Raw genomic sequence first — 17,434 nt, forward strand, 5'->3', positions numbered from 1 at the left:
CTCCCGGTCTGATGACCGTGGAGCTGCCGCCCGATCCATGACTCATCAACGCTTCTGCTGTTGATCGAGGGGACAGGCATTGCGATGCCGAACACCTGCAGAGTCCTCCTTGGCCGACTGAAACGAGGCGCCCCGGGGGATCAGACTCCCCGCCTGCGGCACGTCAATCAGTTCGCCGGCAATGTGAACTTCTCATCCGGCAGATCCAGATACGCTTCGACACCTGCCGCCGCGATGACCGTCACGGTGCCGGCTTCGGTGTCCTCGATGGTCAAACCGCCGAACTCCACCATCACCTGCACCGTGCCGAAGGGCACCTCGGCAGCCACCGAATCGACATCCACCTGCTCCGGTTTCTGCACACCGATGGTGACGGTGACCTGCATGTCATCGCGATTCAGTCCCAGAGTGCGGAACAGCGTCAGCGAGCTGTGATGGAGTGCATCGTGCACGGCTCGTCGAGCTGCCTTGGTGTAATCCTCACCGTAGAGATCATTGCCGGTGCCCATCTCCAGGATGATTCGCTTCAAGCTCATGACTGTTCTCCGGACGCGGGCTGCTCATCGATATCCAGGTACACCACGGCGACTGCATTGGCCATGACTGTCGTGTTTCCGGTCTCACGGTTGACGATATCGAGCCCGCCCTTGACCACATTCACCTGCGCTCGACCGTACGGAAGCACGTCTGCCACGGTCTGACGATTTACCGCATCGGGGTCAGCCACACCGATTTCCACGTCCACTTCCATGGACTCTCGCGGGTAGCCGAGCGCAGGCGCGATGGATATCGAGTTGTGCCACAGCGCATCCTTCAACGCCCGAACGGCAGCCTTCGTATAGTCCTGCCCGCGCAAGTCGGTTCCCATTCCCATTTCGATCAACAGTCGTTTACGTGCCATGGTTCTGATTCATTGAATGTTCGATTGTGCAGATGAACTGATAGTCGGTGAACTGATCGACAAATGCAAACTCCCGCACCTCGACAATCGCAAGCTCATCGGCAATCCGGTCAACATTTCATACTCTGATTTCACCAATGCTTGTCCAAAGCATCAACAATACTGATAATGTTCGTCACGGTAGGCCTCTGGCCGACTGACACCCGGCAAGCCATTGCACGACGCATCGATGTCCGTTCAGAGCTTGCATGAACCCCGAAAGACTTGGAGAGAGACTTGAAACAGACCCATCTGACCAGACTGGCAGCTGCCGTCGTACTCGGCCTCGGACTCAGCAGCGGTGCACAGGCCGCCGAATGCATCGCACCGGCCAATCCCGGCGGCGGCTGGGATTTCACCTGTCGTTCCATCAGCAAGATCATGTACGACATCAAGGCCGTCGATGACCCCATTCAGGTGACCAATATGGCGGGTGGTGGTGGTGGCCTGGCCTACACCCACGTTGTCACCGAACGTGCCGATGATGCGGAACTTATCGTCGCCGCCTCCTCGGCCACCGCCACTCGCCTGGCGCAGAATGCCTTTGGCGGAATGACCTCCGATCAGGTTCGCTTCCTGGGTGCCATCGGTGCCGACCCCGGTGTCATCGTTGTCGCCAAGGACGCGCCCTATCAAACCCTGAATGACTTGCTGGATGCCGTCAAGGCTGACCCATCCAAGGTCGCCTTTGCTGGCGGTTCTGCCGTAGGCGGTTTCGATCACCTGAAAGTCCTGATGGCTCTGGGCCGCGCCGGCTTCGACGACATCACCAAGGTCAAGTACATCGGCGTGGATGGCGGAGCCGATGCCATCACCCAGACCATCGGTGGCTTCACCCAGGCGATGACTGGCGACATTTCCGAAGTGGTCGGCTTCCTCAAGGCCGGTGATGTTCGCGTCCTGGCATCGTTCACCGATGAGCGTCTGCCGGGGGAATTCAGTGACATTCCCACTGCAAAGGAACAGGGTATCGATGTCGTCGCCGTCAACTGGCGCGGACTGTATGTCCCCAAGGAGATATCCGATGACGACTACAACAAATGGGCCGATGCCCTGACGGCGGTCGCCGAATCCGATGAATGGGCCGAGCAGATGACGGCCAATGGCCTGGCTCCCTTTACTCGTATCGGTGCCGACTTCCAGGGCTATGTGGACGGTGTCATCGAGGAAATTCGCACCTTGTCGAAAGAGATTGGCGTTATCCAGTAAACGCCCCGTCCTGCGCCATGCCCGGCCACGATCGGCAAGGATGCCGTGGCTGCGCCAGCCAGGCAGATCTCCCTGTAACCCGCCGGCAGGAACACCGGCGGGGCTTGACGACCATCGATTCTGTCTGTTCAGAGCCCGGCCTGCCTTGACTGCCTGCGTCTTGGTCAGCCCCACTCCGGTACTTTCTGCCGCTTCCCGTTTCAACCCGTGTGCGAGATGATATTCAGCCATGAGTGATCGTTTGTTCGGACTGATCGTCCTGATTGCCTCTGTCGCCTATTTCATGGCAGCAGCGAATATTCAGACAGGTTTTCTGGTGGACCCGGTCGGTCCCAAGGTGTTTCCACGTCTGGTCAGCGCCATTGCAGCACTGTGTGCTCTGCTGATCATCCTCAAACCCGATGACGAGCCCAGCTGGCCCGGCGCGGCTACCTGGTTCAAGCTGTTGCTGGCCCTGCTGGTGCTGATCGCCTATGCCTATACCCTCAAGCCACTGGGCTTTCTGATTCCCACGGCCATCGCCGCGGGTGTGCTGAGTTTCCAGATCCATTCGCGCCCCGTATCGGCGCTCCTGACCGGCATTGGCCTGTCCGGCGGACTGTTCATACTGTTCAAGTTCGCACTCGGACTGAGTCTGTTTGCAGTGCCTCGCAGTTGGATGGGGGGCTAGATCATGGAAACCTTGTCGCTGCTCGCCCAGGGCTTTGCCGTTGCCCTGACACCCACCACTCTGGCACTGGCCGTTGCCGGCTGCATCATCGGCACCATGGTCGGAGCCTTGCCCGGTCTTGGCCCGTCCAACGGTGTTGCCATCCTCATTCCACTGGCTTTCTCACTGGGGCTGGATGCCACCGAAGCCCTCATTCTGATGACCAGCGTCTACTACGGCGCGATGTATGGTGGACGCATATCATCCATCCTGCTCAATATTCCCGGGGATGAACCGGCGCTCATGACCACGCTCGATGGCTACCCCATGGCCAAAGCCGGGCGCGCCAGTGATGCCCTGGTACTCTCCGGTGTGGCGTCCTTCGTCGGGGCCATGCTGGCCACGATCGGCCTCATGTTTCTCGCGCCCATGCTGGCCAGGGTTGCCTATCTGTTCGGCCCCTCCGAGTACTTCGCCCTGTACCTGCTGGCCTTCTCCACGCTGGGAGGCATTGCCTCGGACAACCAGCGCAAGGCGGCCCTGGCCGCCTGTATCGGTCTGGGCATTGCGATGATCGGACTGGACAATTCCACCGGCATGGGACGCTTTACCGGCGGTAACCTGCACCTGATGGACGGCGTGGATTTCCTGGTAGCCATCGTTGGCCTGTTTGCGGTGTCGGAAGTCTTCATTTTCATCGAGAGCCACGGCCGTGCATCAGCCATCGGGGTCAAGCTCGACGCCATAACCATCCCCTTCAAGGACATCGCACGTTCCTTCGGCACGATGCTGCGCGCCTCGGTGGTCGGATTCATTGCCGGCATATTGCCCGGGGCAGGTGCCTCTCTCGGCAGCTTTCTGGCCTACATGGGGGAAAAGGCCTGGGTACGTGACAGCAGTCGTTTCGGCAAGGGCGACCCACGCGGGGTCGCCGCTCCCGAGGCCGGCAACAATGCAGCGGCAGGTGGCGCACTGGTGCCCATGCTGACACTGGGCGTTCCCGGTTCCGGCACTACCGCCGTGCTGCTGGCGCTGTTGATGACACTGAACATCACGCCCGGCCCGCTGCTGTTCACCGAACGCCCGGAAGTGGTCTGGGGTCTGATGGCAGCCCTGCTGATTGCCAATATCGTGCTGCTGATTCTGAACGTGCCCATGGTACGCATCTTCGTCAAGGTACTCAGTGTGCCGCCCTGGATCCTGTTGCCGGGTGTCTGCATGGTGTCCTTCGTGGGCATCTACTCCCTGTCCGGCAGTTACTTCGACCTGGTACTGATGATCCTTTTCGGCCAGCTGGGCTACTTTCTGCGTAAACTCAACGTACCAACCGTACCGATCATCCTCGGCATTCTGCTGGGCAATCACATGGAAGACAGCCTGCGGCGCGCCATGGTCATTTCCGGCGGTGACTGGAAGTATCTGTTCCAATCCGGCATTGCCATCGGATTCTGGATAGCGGCGGTCACCGGTTTTGTCGCACCGGTATTCCTGCGACGATTTCTCAAGAAACCCCAGGCACATATCACATGATTTCCCGTACTCGAGTCCTGGTGCCATCCGGCGTTCTGGGTCTCGGTTTTGACAGCGAAGCGCTGGCCAGAGCGGTGGCTCTGTCCCCGAATGTCATTTGCATCGACGGCGGCTCCACCGACAGTGGCCCCTATTCCCTCGGCACCAGCACGTCCAAGTATTCGCGCGCTGTCTGTGTGCGCGAATGGCGTCAGTTGATGCAGGCCCGTGCCGCACTTGGCATACCGCTGATCATCGGCTCTTCCGGTACCTGTGGCAGCGATGACATGGTCAACTGGATGCTGGACATCACCCGGGAGATTGCCGCAGAGACCGGGCAAGACCATGATGCAGCGCCTCTCAAGGTCGCGCTGCTTTATACCGAACAGAACAAGACGAATCTGCAGGAACAACTGGCGCAGCAGCGCATCAAACCGCTGGAACCCGCCGTGCCGCTCGACCAGGCCATTCTGGACAGTTGCACCCACATCGTAGCCCTGGCCGGTGCCGAGCATATCCAGGCCGCCCTGGCTACCGGTGCCGATATCATCATCGCCGGACGCACCACCGATACGGCCGTGGTCAGCGCTCTGCCTCTGGCACGCGGCTGTCATCCCGGTGCCTGCTGGCACGCAGCCAAGATTGCCGAGTGTGGTGCCTTGTGCTCCACCCACCCCACCAGCGGCGTGATCGTCGTGGATATCGACGATACCGGTTTCACCATCTATCCAACGGCCGACCAGGCTCACTGCACCCCCCACTCGGTATCGGCCCACATGCTCTACGAGAACACCGATCCTTTCATCCTGTATGAACCGGGTGGCCATCTGGATGTACGTGAAGCCCGCTATGAGGCGCTGGACGATACCCGGGTCAGAGTCACCGGCTCTCGCTGGATACCCACCCAGCCCTATACCGTCAAACTCGAAGGAGCACGGCTCGGTGGCTTCCAGACAACCCTGCTGGCCCTGTTGCGCAGTCCTCGCTATGTGGCCAACGCCAGAGCCTGGGTAAAGCGTCTGGAAGGGCATCTGCATCGTGAGATCAGCGCAAGCCTGTCACTGTCGGAGACTGCCTTTCAGCTGGACTTTCGCCTCATCGGTGAAAACGCCACGCTGGGTGAGCTGGAAACGCAGACTTCGACCGGTCATGAAACCGGTGTGCTGCTGATCATCACGGCGGAGACGCAGGAAATGGCCAACGAAATCGGCAAGCTCAGCAATCCCTTTCTGCTGCACTATCCGCTGACGGACGATGAATCGCTGCCGACATTCGCCTTCCCCTACTCCCCGGCACAGACGGCACGTGGCCCCCTGTACGAGTTCTGCCTCAATCACATTCTGGAACTGGACGAACCGATGAGCGCCGTACGACTCGAGGAGGTCCTGGTATGAAAGTGAGCGATCTGGCAGACAGCGTGCGCTCCAAGAATGCCGGACCATTCTGGGTCACCATAGATATCTTCTGTGGCAATGAATCCGCCTTTCACAGCATTCGGGACAGCTTGCAGACAGAGCAGATTGCCACCGCACTGGGTCAGCCGACCAGCGCTGTCAAACGGTTCGACATCGACGATCTGAACGTCGTCAAGTTCAGCGTGCACCGCCCGGTTGTGCAGGGTCACCCACTGGACAGAGACCAGCATGGCGCACAATGGTCCATGCTGATCGAAGAGCTCGAACTGCGCGATTAGCGGCTCCATCCACCTGCCCATCCAGGGAACAGGTGGCAGACCGCCCCTCAGCTATGCATCCAGATCGGTACAGTAGGAATAGAATGTGGTGGTGGCCGGCCAGTCGCTGAACACCGCAGTGACTCCCACATCCCTTGCCAGCACGTCGAGCACTCGCAGCGTATCGCCGTCATCGTCGATCACCGGGCTGACACTCGAGTAGTAGAATCCTCCGCCCTCGTTCAATGAACCGGAACGCTCCAGCGTCCAGGTGATCAGTTTCAGCCCCCTGCTGCTGGCTTCGCTGGCATACACCGACGGCACGATGTTCTGCTGATCATCCAGCGTGACCAGAAACGGGATGGGAGGCGCCAGATACTGGACTCCCTGATCGACAAGCTCCTGCATGCTCGGGTTGAACGTGGTCGCGTCTGCCGGATCGAATCCTTCCACGGTATAGCGATCATCCAGAAAAACCGCCTGCTCACCGAATTCCGGTGTCTCGGTAATCCAGTACAACACGTCTTCCAGCTGAAAGGACTGAGGATAGACGCGATCGGCACTGATACCGGCTGCGGTGTAGTCGTCGATCAACTGCTGCGCATAGGCCGCCTGGGTGTAATCGCCTTGATACGGCATGTCCACCGCAGCTTCCTTGAGTTCCGGTGTCATGGCAACACCGTATTCATCGAACAGGGCAATGCTTTCGCGATGCGTGATCAGGGTACCGTAGTCAGTGGCCTCGTCAGTCGTCCAACCGGGAGTTCCTGCCAGATATTCCGCCAGCGTCGGCGCGGCAGAGTCGGCACCGTCACGCTTGGCGCGCAGTGTGCGGAACTCGGCCAGTGTCAGATCGCTGGTGCAGCACTGCACATCCTGATAAGGCGTTGCACTGTCCATGTCCGGGGGCACGGTACATTTCTGTGCCAGATCCGTGGTGAGAATGTCGGTGGTGGTGTGCAGATCGCACTGCGAATGCCGGCAGACCAGCTCTCGATCGCTGGTGAAGGTGACATCGCATTCGATGACCCCCGCGCCCTGCTCGGCCGCCGCTCTGTAGCCTTCGACGGAATGTTCAGGGTACTGAAAGGGCGCACCACGATGCGCGATGGAAAACGCCTGTGGCCGGATAGCGGATACATCGCAGCTTTCCAGTCGGGATCTGAGCTCTCCTTCGGGAAGTTGTGCTACCAGCGATGCGGGGCGCTCACCCAGCACCACGGCTTCGACCGCAAAGCCATCCTCGTTGCCGGTATCAATCGGGTCGTTGTCCGCATCATCGTCGCTGCTGCAGGCTGTCAACAGCAACAGCAGACTCAGGCACGCAGTCCTGTACAGTTTGCACTTCATCGGCTCACCCCTTCCGGCTCTGGATCTGGATCGATCTCAAGGTGGTTACTACAATGACATGATCATTGCAGCAACCGCAAGGATTATCCTTGCGGCCGGAAAGGGTGTGTCAGCCTGACTATCGGCTCAGCAGCGAGGCGATCGTCTTGTTGTTGGCGTCAGCTTCGGTCTCGCCCAGGAAAACCAGACTGCCTGTCTGACCAGGTGCAAAGAAGACCACGCCATTGTAGGTATTGCTGTTCCAGGTAAAGCTCAGCAGGGAAACGTCGCCGAAGTTGGAAATGCTACCGTCGATGGGCACTGCGAAACTCTCTTCGCCGGCTTCATTGAGCAGAACCGTCCGACCGTCCGCATTGTTGCCACTGAAAGTGATTTCAGTACGGAGAACCGTGCAGACATCTTCATTGTTGCAGTAACGATGGTTGCCGGTCCAACTGCCCGCTATATCCGCAGCATTGGCAGGTGCCAGATCACCAGCGACGGCAAAACCCAGGCTGACGTCCGCGCCTGAAAGACTGGTGATGGTCTGACCATTGATGATGTTCAGATCGAATTCCGTCGGCGCAATCACATCGGCCAGTTCACCCGGTTCACCGGCTGCGAAAGAACCCTCACCCGCCGGGGTATTGGCCGGATGCGTGTAGGAGCGCAGCGATCCGTTGAAGGTATCCCCGGCGCCGATGTCCCCGAACAGGGAGTTGGCCGAGCCATTCGCTGCCAGCGCAAGACCCGAAAGGTTGTTGTCATTGTCGATGACATATACACCGTTGCCAGAGCCGAAATCACCGATATAGGCGCCCGCCTTGGTTGCAGCCGCCGGGCCTGAATTGCCATCGGTGCTGCCACCATCCGTCGCCCCACCATCCGTACCACCATCAGTTCCACCGTCCGTGGCGCCACCGGTCGTACCGTCAGTTCCGCCGGTATCACCATTGGAATTTGAATCACTGCTACTGGAACAGGCTCCCAGTGCGAAAACCATCGTTGATACAGCCAGAATGTTCTTGATCATTGGATATCCGTTTACTTGTTGAACTTGCCGTAGATTGACAGCGCAGTGTCATTATCGTGTGCAACGACTTGCCTGTGTGAGAACTGCGTCTCATCGAGTAGTCCATCGAACAGCCGATAACTCTGGCATGTCCAACTCACTGATGACCATTTCCCTGCAGGCGCGCTGGCAAGTCCGACATGTGCTCTGGCTGTTGTTGCTGAGTTTACAACTGTTGGGGCTCCCGGATACGAGTATTGCCGCCATATACACTTGTCCTGCAGCGGATGGAAGCACCATATTTCAGGATCGCCCCTGCCCGCAGAAGGCGAGTGCCGGGACCGATAGCCGTGCTGTTCGAAAACTGCCATTCGACATCCACCCTTCCTGGTTCGAGCTTCCCGAGCAGGCCGAAGAACGCGCCTTCTGCGATCGGCGGCGTTGTGAATGCGGCTTGCACGAACGAGAGCATGGCAGCGCTCTGGCTCGTGCCGTGGCCGATGCGCTCTACATGGACGGTGGCTGGCATCGGTATCAGGTCAGCTATCAGCTGTGGCGCAACGAACCGGCCGCCTCCGCACGAAACCCGCAGCTGAATGCCGCCATGCAGGAGGCCGCTTGCAGCGTCATGATGTCACAGCAATTGCTGCGCGATTTTTCCGATGAAGTGAGCGAAGAACTGCGCCACCGGGTCCGATCCGCCGAGGAACGCGGATTCGACGAAGCCGGCCCTTGCGAGGCCGATGTCGAGCAGGCATGCGACTATCTGGACTCTGTGGAGCTGTATCAGCGTCTGCTGCTGGACGCCAGGGCACTGCAGTCGCCACGCGAACTGATCACCAGTAACGAACGCCTACCAGTTGATGAGTGACCACCTGCCTTCGATTCGTCTGCTACTGATGGTGCGATCACGATAGGCCGGCGAAGGAGTCGCTCGATCTCCGTTCTCCCGGATCATTCTGACGATTCGCAATCGCGCGTTGATGGACTTGTCTGCATTGGTTACCCGAATCTGGTCGATACTGATATCGAGTTTCGAGAACTGTGACATGAGCTGTCGGAACAGCGCGTTCTGACCGGAAGGCTCGGTCAGGGACTCCACCACCGCCACATCGTTGTCCTCGATGGCCCTGCGCAACCGATCGAAGCGCTCGATGACCTGATCGAAATCGCTGTCGCTGACCGGTGTACGGGCGTCGATCAATGCGACTCTCCAGCGGCTTCGCAAGGATTTCAGTTCCGCATCATTGCGGTCCAGAGAGGCCGCCTCATCCAGAGCCGCTTCGGCCTCGTCCAGCAAGCCCTCATCCAGACGGAGCTCAGCGGTACTCAGAGCCTGTGCCAGTTGCTGACGTCGCGCCCGCAGGCGAGCCCGTCGATCGGTTTCGAGCGCCTCCAGTCTTGCCTTTTCCGCAGCAGCTTCGGTTTCGGCAAGCCGGCGTGCCTCTTCGGCAGCAGCCTCCTGCTTCTGCAGGCGAGCAGCCTCAGCCTTCTCACGAGCCGCTTCAGTCGCCAGTTCCAACTGATCGTCCGTCGAGCCCGTTTCCGTCAGTCCTGCCTGCGTCGGTGCAGCACTGTCCACACCGGCAGATGCGCGTTCACCAGCGTCCGTCCCGGCCGTGGCGGCATCGCCCGACCCGGAAGAGCGAGCCTCCCCTGAATCAACCGAGACCTGCCTGTCCGAGGCCGCCGGGTCTGTGCGCGTCGAGGCACCTTGCTTGTCAGGCCCCACATCGTTGATGACCAGCACCAGCCAGGACATCGCCAGACCACTGGCAATAACCAGAGGAGCCAGCCAGTACAGTGTGCGAAAACGCTTGCTTCTCTGGCTACGGCCTCGCGTCTGCGTTCGCGCCGCCAGTCTCTGCGTGGGACGCCGATCTTCGCTGTCTCGCCCGTGAAAGGCTCTGGCCCCGGACCCTCTGCCCGCATTGCCTCGTCGGTCTCGCACTGCCCTGATTTCCGGCGGCACCGCTTCATCCAGCATGGATATACCACCCAGGGAGTCATCGGAAGCGGTGACCTTGTCAGCCAGATCTGTTTCATCAGGCGTCACCTTGCGCGTGATCCGGGCACTGATCCTGTCGCGAAACAAGGCCGGAACCCAGTCTGCGAGGGTCTGCGGACGATCGGCAATACGGAACGCCAGCGCCCAGTCGATGGCGCTCAGAAATTCCTTCGAGTATCGCCCCTGCCCCAACAGCCCAGCCGGCAACAGAGGATCCTTGCCGCCATTGAGCAGGGCGGACCCGCGTTTGACGCTGTCAACCGGTTCGCAACCGGTCACCGCAAAATACAACACGGCACCCAGCGCATAGATATCCGTCCAGGGACCCTGCTGCTGGTCACCGTCGCCGCTGTACTGTTCCAGCGGTGAATAACCGGCCGATACCAGCGCCGTATGAACATCGCTGGCAGCCTGCGCCGAATTGCGGGCCGAGCCAAAATCCAGCAGCACCGGGGAGCCATCGTTGCGCACCAGGATATTGGCGGGCTTGATGTCACGGTGAACGAAGCCATGTCGATGAATTTCGGCCAAACCCTTGGAAATCGGGCGGATCAGCGCCTTGAGCGCTTTCTCGGTGGCGTTCTCCGGCTTCTGCAAGTGCTCCCGCAGATCGCTGCCCTCTTCGAACTCCATGACCATATAGGCCGTGTCATTGAGTTCGAACACCGACATTACCCGAACAATGTTCGGATGCTTGAAGCGCACCAGATTACGCGCTTCACGGATGAAACTCTGCACACCGTCTCTGGCAGCGTGTTCCGACTGGCTTGTGCTGCCTTGCGTCTCCGAGTCGCCACCCGGCAACAGTACCCGATACTCCTTGATGGCGACCAGCACATCCAGATTGGTATCGGTAGCCAGATAGATGACACCAAATCCCCCACGCCCAAGGATTCGCTCGACGCGATACCAATTGAGCATCTCTCCATGACGGAGTGATCGATAAGGGGCGTTGGTTTCCATCTAACGCAAAAGTGGCCCGATGAGTTGAGTGTGAGATAGTACTCGATTCATGTCATTGATTCACAACTGATGTCAGATTTGGCATCGTAATAGTGAGTATTTTACGTTTCTCCACGCGCGAGCCGCTAAGATCTGCGTCCGATAGCGACACATTCCTTCTCGACTCACTCACAAAAGGCAGCGCAGTGACAGAACCCCGCACCCATCTGACCAACTATATCGAGGAACAAGGACTCGCCGAGCGAATGATACCGGCAGTTGGATCCCTCTATCGCGATCGCGGTGTCATCATCACCGTATTCGGCCGCAAATTGATGAACGGTTCCACCATCGACATCATCAAGGCTCACCAGCAGGCCCAGCAAGTCGTTGGCGAAACGGTGTCTCTGGCAGAGACCAGTGCCGTGCTGAAGATCATTTCCGACATTCAACCCGGCAGTTCGCGTGTCGATGTCGGCAAACTGGCCTTTGCCGCGCGCCAGGCTGGTAAAGCCGACGACCAGACAGAACTCGACGCCTTCCTGCGTGATGCCTTGCAGGGCATCCCCGATACACCTTCGGTGCTCGACAAGCCGCGGGACGTGGTGCTCTATGGCTTTGGCCGAATCGGTCGCATCCTGGCACGCCTGCTGATCGAACGCACTACCTCCAGCAATCCGCTGCGCCTGCGTGCCATCGTCGTGCGAGGCGGCAAGGACGGCGACCTGAGAAAACGCGCCAGCCTGTTGCGACGCGATTCCATTCATGGTCCGTTCAATGGCCATATCACGGTGGATGAGGCCAACAGCGCCATCATTGCCAACGGCAACTTCATCAAGGTCATCTATGCCAATCAGCCGGAGGACATCGATTACAGTGCCTACGGTATCGATAATGCCCTTATCGTGGATAACACCGGCGTCTTCAAGGACGAAGCCAGCCTGGGCCGGCATCTGGTGCCCAAGGGTGCCAGCAAGGTACTGCTCACCGCCCCCGCAGGCGGTGCCATCAAGAATATCGTGTACGGTGTGAACGAGGACATGATTGCGGACGAGGACACCATTGTCTGCGCCGCCAGTTGTACCACCAATGCCATCACGCCTGTGCTCAAGGTCATCAATGATCGTTACGGCATCATCAACGGACATGTCGAAACGGTTCACTCCTACACCAACGATCAGAACCTGATCGACAATTATCACTCGGCTGAGCGCCGCGGCCGCAGCGCACCACTGAACATGGTACTCACCTCTACCGGTGCCGCCAAGGCGGTATCGAAGGCCTTGCCCGAACTGGAGGGCAAGCTGACCGGCAATGCCATTCGCGTACCGACACCCAATGTGTCGATGGCCGTGTGCAACCTGAACCTGGGCGAAGAGACCACACGCGATCAGCTCAACGACCATGTACGCGAAGTTGCCTACAACTCGGCACTGAGCCAGCAGATCAGCTACTCCTACAGCACCGAGGTCGTATCCACCGATTTCGTCGGCACTCCGGAACCCGCCATCTTCGATTCGGTAGCCACCATCGTGGATGGCAACCGCTGTGTCCTGTACGTGTGGTACGACAATGAGTTCGGTTACAGCACCCAGGTACTACGCGTCATGCAGCACATGGTAGGCCTGCACATCCGCAACGTGCCGGCCGACTGAGACGCTGCGCCGGAATGCGTGCTCAATGCGTCATGCCATACATGACGTAGTTGACGCCCAGGCGATACGCCGTGGCGGTATACAGCGCACTGTATTCTTCCATGTCGGCATGCTCCCAGGCGTCTCCGAGATCCATGTTCCAGTTGATGATGGCCATGACCCGGCCATCATCATCGAGCACACCGCGCCATCGTGGCTGCTGCCGTGAGGCATTGCTTTCGCTGATGGCCGAGGACTTCATGATGGGCAATTCCCAGGTTTCTCCCGGGTTCAGACACAGAGCCCGCAACCCGGGAATCTGAATGAAATCGTCGATGGCGAAATGCACGTTGAAGATCTCGTGCGTGGGCGGAATTTCAACGATGGGGCGTTCCGGAAACACCTGTCGCATCCAGCCCTCGAATTCTTCCCACTGATAGGAACCATGGAAGTCATCGACCAGCAGGAATCCGCCCCGCAACAGATACTCTCGCAGGTTGTCGGCTTCCGGCTGACTGAATGAGGCAAAGCCGGCCTCGACGATATACAACAGCGGATAATCGTAGATTCGGTCATCGAGCAGGGAAATCGACTGACTGGCCGAATTCGTGTCCAGTCGTGTCAAGCGCTTGAGTGCGGCGATGAAGTGTGGCTCCGACTCGGAGCAATCAGCCTGCCAGTGCGGGTAGCCGATGCGATCGCCCAGATTCTCGATGGCAACCTGATTGTCGGCGAACATCAAACGCGAGAAGGTGAACTCCTGCCCCGCCGGTTGAGTCAGGGCCATCGGACAGTCCGGCCGCTGTGGCGTGGTACAGATGGCCAGTTCCGCGAACGTCGGTGCACTGACGAGCATCGCTGCCAGCGCGCCGCCGAATCGCAGCAACCAGGCTCTACACGTATCTGTTGTCACTTGGTTCAAGCCTCTCCTGCGTGTCCGCATGCCAATGGAAGGTAACCTCATTCTGCAAGACCTGCGCCTCAATGTCATCAGGACATGAAACGCCATCGTGCAGACCATTCGACACTTTGTCCCTGCCCTGCGCATAATGTTCCTCTGCAGGACACGGCAAGGCATCCACATCCAACAGGACATGATGCCCAACAGCCCCTGGCATCATCGCGATTTCCCGCCTCGGAACATGATAGTAGGCCAGGGCCGAATTCGGTATGTTACCGGGACACCCGATCCTGCCTGCCGATCGGATCGTCTCCTTGGCTCTCCGGGGGCAGACAGGCAGCTCAATCGTCCTGCGTGACCGCTCCCGGTCCGGGCGTCGCTCCCGGGGGGCATTTGCCCAGAATGATCATGCCCAGTACCTCGTCACGCGTCACATCACTGACCGGCGCCGTACCCACCATCTGACCATTCTTCATGACCGCAACGCGGTCGGCCAGATCGAACACGTCCTCGATGTCGTGGCTGATCAGAAAGATGCTGATGCCCTCTTCCTTGAGCTGCTTGATCAGTTCACCCACTTGCGCGGTCTCCTGCGGACCGAGTGCCGCCGTGGGTTCATCCATGATCAGGATCTGCGCATTGAACAGAATGGCGCGGGCAATGGCCACAGACTGACGTTGACCACCAGACAAGGCCTTGACCGGCTCCTTGAAACGCTGGAAACGCGGATTCAGTCGGCCCATGACTTCCCGAGCATGCGACTCCATGGCACCATCATCCAGTGTTCCCCAGGGCGTTCGCAGTTCACGTCCCAGATACAGATTGGCGGCGGTATCGACGTTATCGGCCAGAGCCAGTGTCTGATAGATGGTCTCGATACCATAGGCCTTGGCATCGCGCGGATTGTTGATCGTGGCCTCTTCACCATTGATGAGAATGGTGCCGCCGTCTCGCTTGTAGGCGCCGGACAGCAGTTTGATGAAGGTCGACTTGCCGGCGCCGTTGTGTCCCAGCAGCGCAACCACCTCACCCTTGTGCAAGTCCAGTGAGGCATGATCGACCGCATGGATTCCACCGAATGCTATCGAGCAATCCTGCATCTCGACGACCTTGGGAGCTGATGTATGCATGTTCCTGTTTCTCCCTGGATTCGTTAAATGGAGCGACGACGATAGAGGCCATCGAGCCAGACGGCCAACACCAGCACGATACCGACGACCACATTCTGGAACGGTGCATCGACGCCAAGCAGCACCATGCCGCTCTGCAGTGACTGCATGACCACGGCCCCGATCATGGCACCGACGATCGTGCCGACCCCGCCTCCGAGTGACGTGCCGCCGATGACCGCTGCGGCAATGACCAACAGCTCATCCAGCGTGCCCTGGGCATTGGTGGATGCGTTCAGACGAGCAGTGGAAATGGCGCCTGCAATGGCACACAGAACACCCATCAGGATGAAGATCCGGGTGGTCACCCAGCGCGTGTTGATACCGGCCAGTTCCGCCGCTTCCGGGTTTCCACCCATGGCGAAGACATAGCGACCGAAACGCGTACGAGTCGTGATGAAGGTCATGATGATGCCGACGCTGATGGCTATCAGTACCGGAATGGCGATACCGTGAGCAATGAACAGCCCACCATCGGGAACTTCGATACCATTGGCTGTGGCATAGCGTCTGACGATGCCTTTGGGCCAGGCATAGCTGTTGGCCACAGCCACCGCCAGAAGGACACTGCCGCAACCGACCGCAGCCAGTGTGACTTCGGCCCATACAGGACGTTGTGGAAATCCGAAGCGCGTGCGATTGCGCCGGCCCTGGTACAGCATGGCGACAATGCCGAGACAGGCGATGGCAGCGACCACCCAGCTCCAGAAGGCGCCGATGGAACCATAGGGCCCACCGCCCATGAGACGAAAGGTCGGATCCATGGGGGCAACCGTCTGCCCGGATGTCACCCACCAGGCGGCACCTCGCCACACCAGCAGGCCACCGAGCGTGACGATGAACGCGGGCACCCCGAGATACGCAATGATGGCCCCATGCAGTCCGCCAATCAGAGCGCCCAGACACATACCGATCAACAACGCGGAAAACCAGATCATGGCGCTGCCTGAACCGAACATGTCTGCCAGGAATCCGGTCTGGGACACACCCATGATCATGGCGACAAATCCCAGTATGGATCCAACCGACAAGTCGATGTGGCGAGTCACGATGATCAACACCATGCCCGTCGACATGATGGCAACCGACGAGGTCTGCACCGATAGATTCCACAGATTGCGTGCCGTCAGGAAGCGCCCGTCAGACAACAGATGGAACGCGATCCAGATCAGGAACAGGGCACCGAGCATGCCCAGCATGCGGGTGTCCACTTCGGTGGCTCGAAAAAAGCGCTTTATCGCGGATTCTTCGCTTTGCCGCGCCCCCTGCGCAGCCGCGGTCGGTCTTGGATCGCTCATGGATTGGTATTCGCTGGAAAGGAGCCCCTCTTGGGGGCTTGGCCAAAACGAGAGGCGGCAACGTCTGTTTGACGCTGCCGCCCGGCAAAGGGAACTGCGCGCAAGAGCCTGAATTACTGGCAGGCAGCTACCGACTCGGCAGCCCCTTCACAGGCCTTGTCGCGATCAATCCAGCCAGCATCGATCACCAGGTCCAGATTGTCCTGAGTGATGGCAACCGGTGCGAGGAAGACAGCGTTGAGTGTCAGACCCTGCGGACCGCCGGCCCACTGCTCGACGCCGGGAACGTCGGCCGGTGTCGAACCGTCAGCCAACATGGTGGCAATGGTCGCTGCCCCCTTGCCCAGTTCACGCGCATCCTTCCAGACGGAAACCGTCTGTGTGCCGCGCGCCACGCGGTTCAGTGCCGCATGATCGCCATCCTGTCCGGAGACCGGTACGGAACCGTCGAGGCCCTGCGCGGCCAGTGCGGCTACCACGCCACCAGCCGTACCATCATTGGACGCCACCACCGCATCGACGTTGTTGTCGTTGGCCGTCAGAATCTGCTCCATGTTGCGCTGCGCATTTTCGGGCTTCCAGCCATCGGTATAGGCCTCACCCACATTGACGACGCGACCGGCATCCATGGCCTCTTTCAGGACTTCCATCTGCCCACCGAACAGGAAGTCGGCGTTCGGATCGGAAGACGAACCCTTGATGAAGGCATAGTTGCCTTCGGGCATGGCCTCGAGAACCGCACGAGCCTGCATGCGACCCACCTCGACATTGTCGAACGTGATGTAGAACGCATCTTCATTCTCGATCAGTCGATCGTAGCCGACAACCGGAATGCCTTCAGCCACTGCCTGCTCGACCGCCGGCCCGATGGCACTGGAATCCTGAGCCAGGATGATCAGGGCGTCCGCGCCCTGCGAGATCAGTGCCTCGACATCGGTCAACTGCTTGGCCGCAGACGACTGGGCATCCGAAGAGATGTAGCTGTCGCCATTGGCTTCGATGACGCTCTTGATGGCCGCTTCATCAGTCTTCCAGCGCTCTTCCTGAAAATTCGACCAGGAAACGCCGATAGTCTTTCCTTCTGCCAGTACCGGTCCGGACAACATCGCCGAGACTGAGGCAGCTACAACAAGTGCTCCAGAAATTTTCATGCTCACTCCAG

General features: G+C 59.3%; 16 protein-coding genes. 7 read left to right on the plus strand and 9 right to left on the minus strand.

The genetic code is table 11. From position 1 onward, the window contains the following. Nucleotides 1-167: 167 nt before the first annotated feature. Nucleotides 168-536: a Lin0512 family protein gene (locus ACUNV4_RS16975; protein ID WP_430879783.1), complete on the minus strand. Its 369-nt coding sequence runs from the start codon at nucleotides 534-536 to the stop codon at nucleotides 168-170. Further along, nucleotides 533-901: a Lin0512 family protein gene (locus ACUNV4_RS16980; RefSeq protein WP_430879784.1), complete on the minus strand. Its 369-nt coding sequence runs from the start codon at nucleotides 899-901 to the stop codon at nucleotides 533-535. The genes ACUNV4_RS16975 and ACUNV4_RS16980 overlap by 4 nt, the downstream gene beginning before the upstream one ends. 276 nt (nucleotides 902-1,177) lie before the next feature. On the opposite strand from ACUNV4_RS16980, the gene ACUNV4_RS16985 reads away from it, so the two are divergent. From ACUNV4_RS16985 to ACUNV4_RS17005, 5 genes are all read left to right on the plus strand, one after another. Further along, nucleotides 1,178-2,149, plus strand: a complete 972-nt coding sequence (locus ACUNV4_RS16985) for a Bug family tripartite tricarboxylate transporter substrate binding protein (RefSeq protein ID WP_430879785.1) — start codon at nucleotides 1,178-1,180, stop codon at nucleotides 2,147-2,149. Between the two features lie 229 nt (nucleotides 2,150-2,378). Continuing rightward, a complete protein-coding gene (locus ACUNV4_RS16990; protein ID WP_430879786.1) occupies nucleotides 2,379-2,819 on the plus strand; it encodes a tripartite tricarboxylate transporter TctB family protein in 441 nt (146 codons plus the stop codon). A gap of 3 nt (nucleotides 2,820-2,822) precedes the next feature. Next, nucleotides 2,823-4,328, plus strand: a complete 1,506-nt coding sequence (locus ACUNV4_RS16995; RefSeq protein ID WP_430879787.1) for a tripartite tricarboxylate transporter permease — start codon at nucleotides 2,823-2,825, stop codon at nucleotides 4,326-4,328. Further along, the gene (locus ACUNV4_RS17000) at nucleotides 4,325-5,701 is read left to right on the plus strand and encodes an acyclic terpene utilization AtuA family protein (RefSeq protein WP_430879788.1); all 1,377 of its coding nucleotides are present in this window, start codon (nucleotides 4,325-4,327) and stop codon (nucleotides 5,699-5,701) included. The genes ACUNV4_RS16995 and ACUNV4_RS17000 overlap by 4 nt, the downstream gene beginning before the upstream one ends. Then, on the plus strand, nucleotides 5,698-6,000 hold the full coding sequence (locus ACUNV4_RS17005; RefSeq protein WP_430879789.1) for a DUF4387 family protein: 303 nt from the start codon (nucleotides 5,698-5,700) through the stop codon (nucleotides 5,998-6,000). The genes ACUNV4_RS17000 and ACUNV4_RS17005 overlap by 4 nt, the downstream gene beginning before the upstream one ends. A 51-nt stretch (nucleotides 6,001-6,051) precedes the next feature. Here the strand turns inward: ACUNV4_RS17005 and ACUNV4_RS17010 are convergent, their stop codons facing one another. Then, entirely contained in the window at nucleotides 6,052-7,329 is a 1,278-nt protein-coding gene (locus tag ACUNV4_RS17010; protein ID WP_430879790.1) for a glycerophosphodiester phosphodiesterase family protein, read from the minus strand. A gap of 118 nt (nucleotides 7,330-7,447) precedes the next feature. Continuing rightward, a complete protein-coding gene (locus tag ACUNV4_RS17015) occupies nucleotides 7,448-8,341 on the minus strand; it encodes a hypothetical protein (RefSeq protein WP_430879791.1) in 894 nt (297 codons plus the stop codon). A 127-nt stretch (nucleotides 8,342-8,468) separates the two neighbouring features. Here ACUNV4_RS17015 and ACUNV4_RS17020 point away from each other — a divergent pair, with 127 nt between their 5' ends. Beyond that, nucleotides 8,469-9,191, plus strand: coding sequence for a hypothetical protein (locus ACUNV4_RS17020; RefSeq protein WP_430879792.1), 723 nt, complete (start codon nucleotides 8,469-8,471; stop codon nucleotides 9,189-9,191). Here ACUNV4_RS17020 and ACUNV4_RS17025 read toward each other — a convergent pair. Then, nucleotides 9,174-11,291 carry a serine/threonine-protein kinase gene (locus ACUNV4_RS17025; protein WP_430879793.1) on the minus strand — a complete coding sequence of 706 codons (2,118 nt, stop codon included), beginning with the start codon at nucleotides 11,289-11,291 and terminating at the stop codon, nucleotides 9,174-9,176. The genes ACUNV4_RS17020 and ACUNV4_RS17025 overlap by 18 nt on opposite strands. A 185-nt stretch (nucleotides 11,292-11,476) precedes the next feature. On the opposite strand from ACUNV4_RS17025, the gene ACUNV4_RS17030 reads away from it, so the two are divergent. Further along, a complete protein-coding gene (locus ACUNV4_RS17030; RefSeq protein ID WP_430879794.1) occupies nucleotides 11,477-12,925 on the plus strand; it encodes a glyceraldehyde-3-phosphate dehydrogenase in 1,449 nt (482 codons plus the stop codon). A 22-nt stretch (nucleotides 12,926-12,947) separates the two neighbouring features. Here ACUNV4_RS17030 and ACUNV4_RS17035 read toward each other — a convergent pair whose 3' ends face one another. The 4 genes from ACUNV4_RS17035 to xylF form a co-directional block, all read right to left on the minus strand. Further along, a complete protein-coding gene (locus ACUNV4_RS17035; protein WP_430879795.1) occupies nucleotides 12,948-13,817 on the minus strand; it encodes a DUF4159 domain-containing protein in 870 nt (289 codons plus the stop codon). 329 nt (nucleotides 13,818-14,146) lie between these two features. Further along, complete coding sequence (locus tag ACUNV4_RS17040; RefSeq protein WP_430879796.1) at nucleotides 14,147-14,935, minus strand: ATP-binding cassette domain-containing protein; 789 nt, start codon at nucleotides 14,933-14,935, stop codon at nucleotides 14,147-14,149. Nucleotides 14,936-14,958: 23 nt separating this feature from the next. Then, nucleotides 14,959-16,272, minus strand: a complete 1,314-nt coding sequence (locus tag ACUNV4_RS17045) for a sugar ABC transporter permease (RefSeq protein WP_430879797.1) — start codon at nucleotides 16,270-16,272, stop codon at nucleotides 14,959-14,961. A 113-nt stretch (nucleotides 16,273-16,385) separates the two neighbouring features. After that, on the minus strand, nucleotides 16,386-17,423 hold the full coding sequence (xylF, locus tag ACUNV4_RS17050; RefSeq protein ID WP_430879798.1) for a D-xylose ABC transporter substrate-binding protein: 1,038 nt from the start codon (nucleotides 17,421-17,423) through the stop codon (nucleotides 16,386-16,388). Between the last annotated feature and the right edge of the window lie 11 nt (nucleotides 17,424-17,434).

The organism is Granulosicoccus sp. 3-233 (assembly GCF_052681095.1).

What these genes read in the sequence shown, in the direction of transcription:
- ACUNV4_RS17025 (WP_430879793.1), bottom strand. Translation starts at nt 11,291, where the DNA reads ATGGAAACCAACGCCCCTTATCGATCACTCCGTCATGGAGAGATGCTC.
- ACUNV4_RS16980 (WP_430879784.1), bottom strand. Translation starts at nt 901, where the DNA reads ATGGCACGTAAACGACTGTTGATCGAAATGGGAATGGGAACCGACTTG.
- ACUNV4_RS16990 (WP_430879786.1), top strand. Translation starts at nt 2,379, where the DNA reads ATGAGTGATCGTTTGTTCGGACTGATCGTCCTGATTGCCTCTGTCGCC.
- ACUNV4_RS17000 (WP_430879788.1), top strand. Translation starts at nt 4,325, where the DNA reads ATGATTTCCCGTACTCGAGTCCTGGTGCCATCCGGCGTTCTGGGTCTC.
- ACUNV4_RS16995 (WP_430879787.1), top strand. Translation starts at nt 2,823, where the DNA reads ATGGAAACCTTGTCGCTGCTCGCCCAGGGCTTTGCCGTTGCCCTGACA.
- ACUNV4_RS16975 (WP_430879783.1), bottom strand. Translation starts at nt 536, where the DNA reads ATGAGCTTGAAGCGAATCATCCTGGAGATGGGCACCGGCAATGATCTC.
- xylF (WP_430879798.1), bottom strand. Translation starts at nt 17,423, where the DNA reads ATGAAAATTTCTGGAGCACTTGTTGTAGCTGCCTCAGTCTCGGCGATG.
- ACUNV4_RS17040 (WP_430879796.1), bottom strand. Translation starts at nt 14,935, where the DNA reads ATGCATACATCAGCTCCCAAGGTCGTCGAGATGCAGGATTGCTCGATA.
- ACUNV4_RS17020 (WP_430879792.1), top strand. Translation starts at nt 8,469, where the DNA reads ATGTCCAACTCACTGATGACCATTTCCCTGCAGGCGCGCTGGCAAGTC.
- ACUNV4_RS17015 (WP_430879791.1), bottom strand. Translation starts at nt 8,341, where the DNA reads ATGATCAAGAACATTCTGGCTGTATCAACGATGGTTTTCGCACTGGGA.
- ACUNV4_RS17045 (WP_430879797.1), bottom strand. Translation starts at nt 16,272, where the DNA reads ATGAGCGATCCAAGACCGACCGCGGCTGCGCAGGGGGCGCGGCAAAGC.
- ACUNV4_RS17005 (WP_430879789.1), top strand. Translation starts at nt 5,698, where the DNA reads ATGAAAGTGAGCGATCTGGCAGACAGCGTGCGCTCCAAGAATGCCGGA.
- ACUNV4_RS17010 (WP_430879790.1), bottom strand. Translation starts at nt 7,329, where the DNA reads ATGAAGTGCAAACTGTACAGGACTGCGTGCCTGAGTCTGCTGTTGCTG.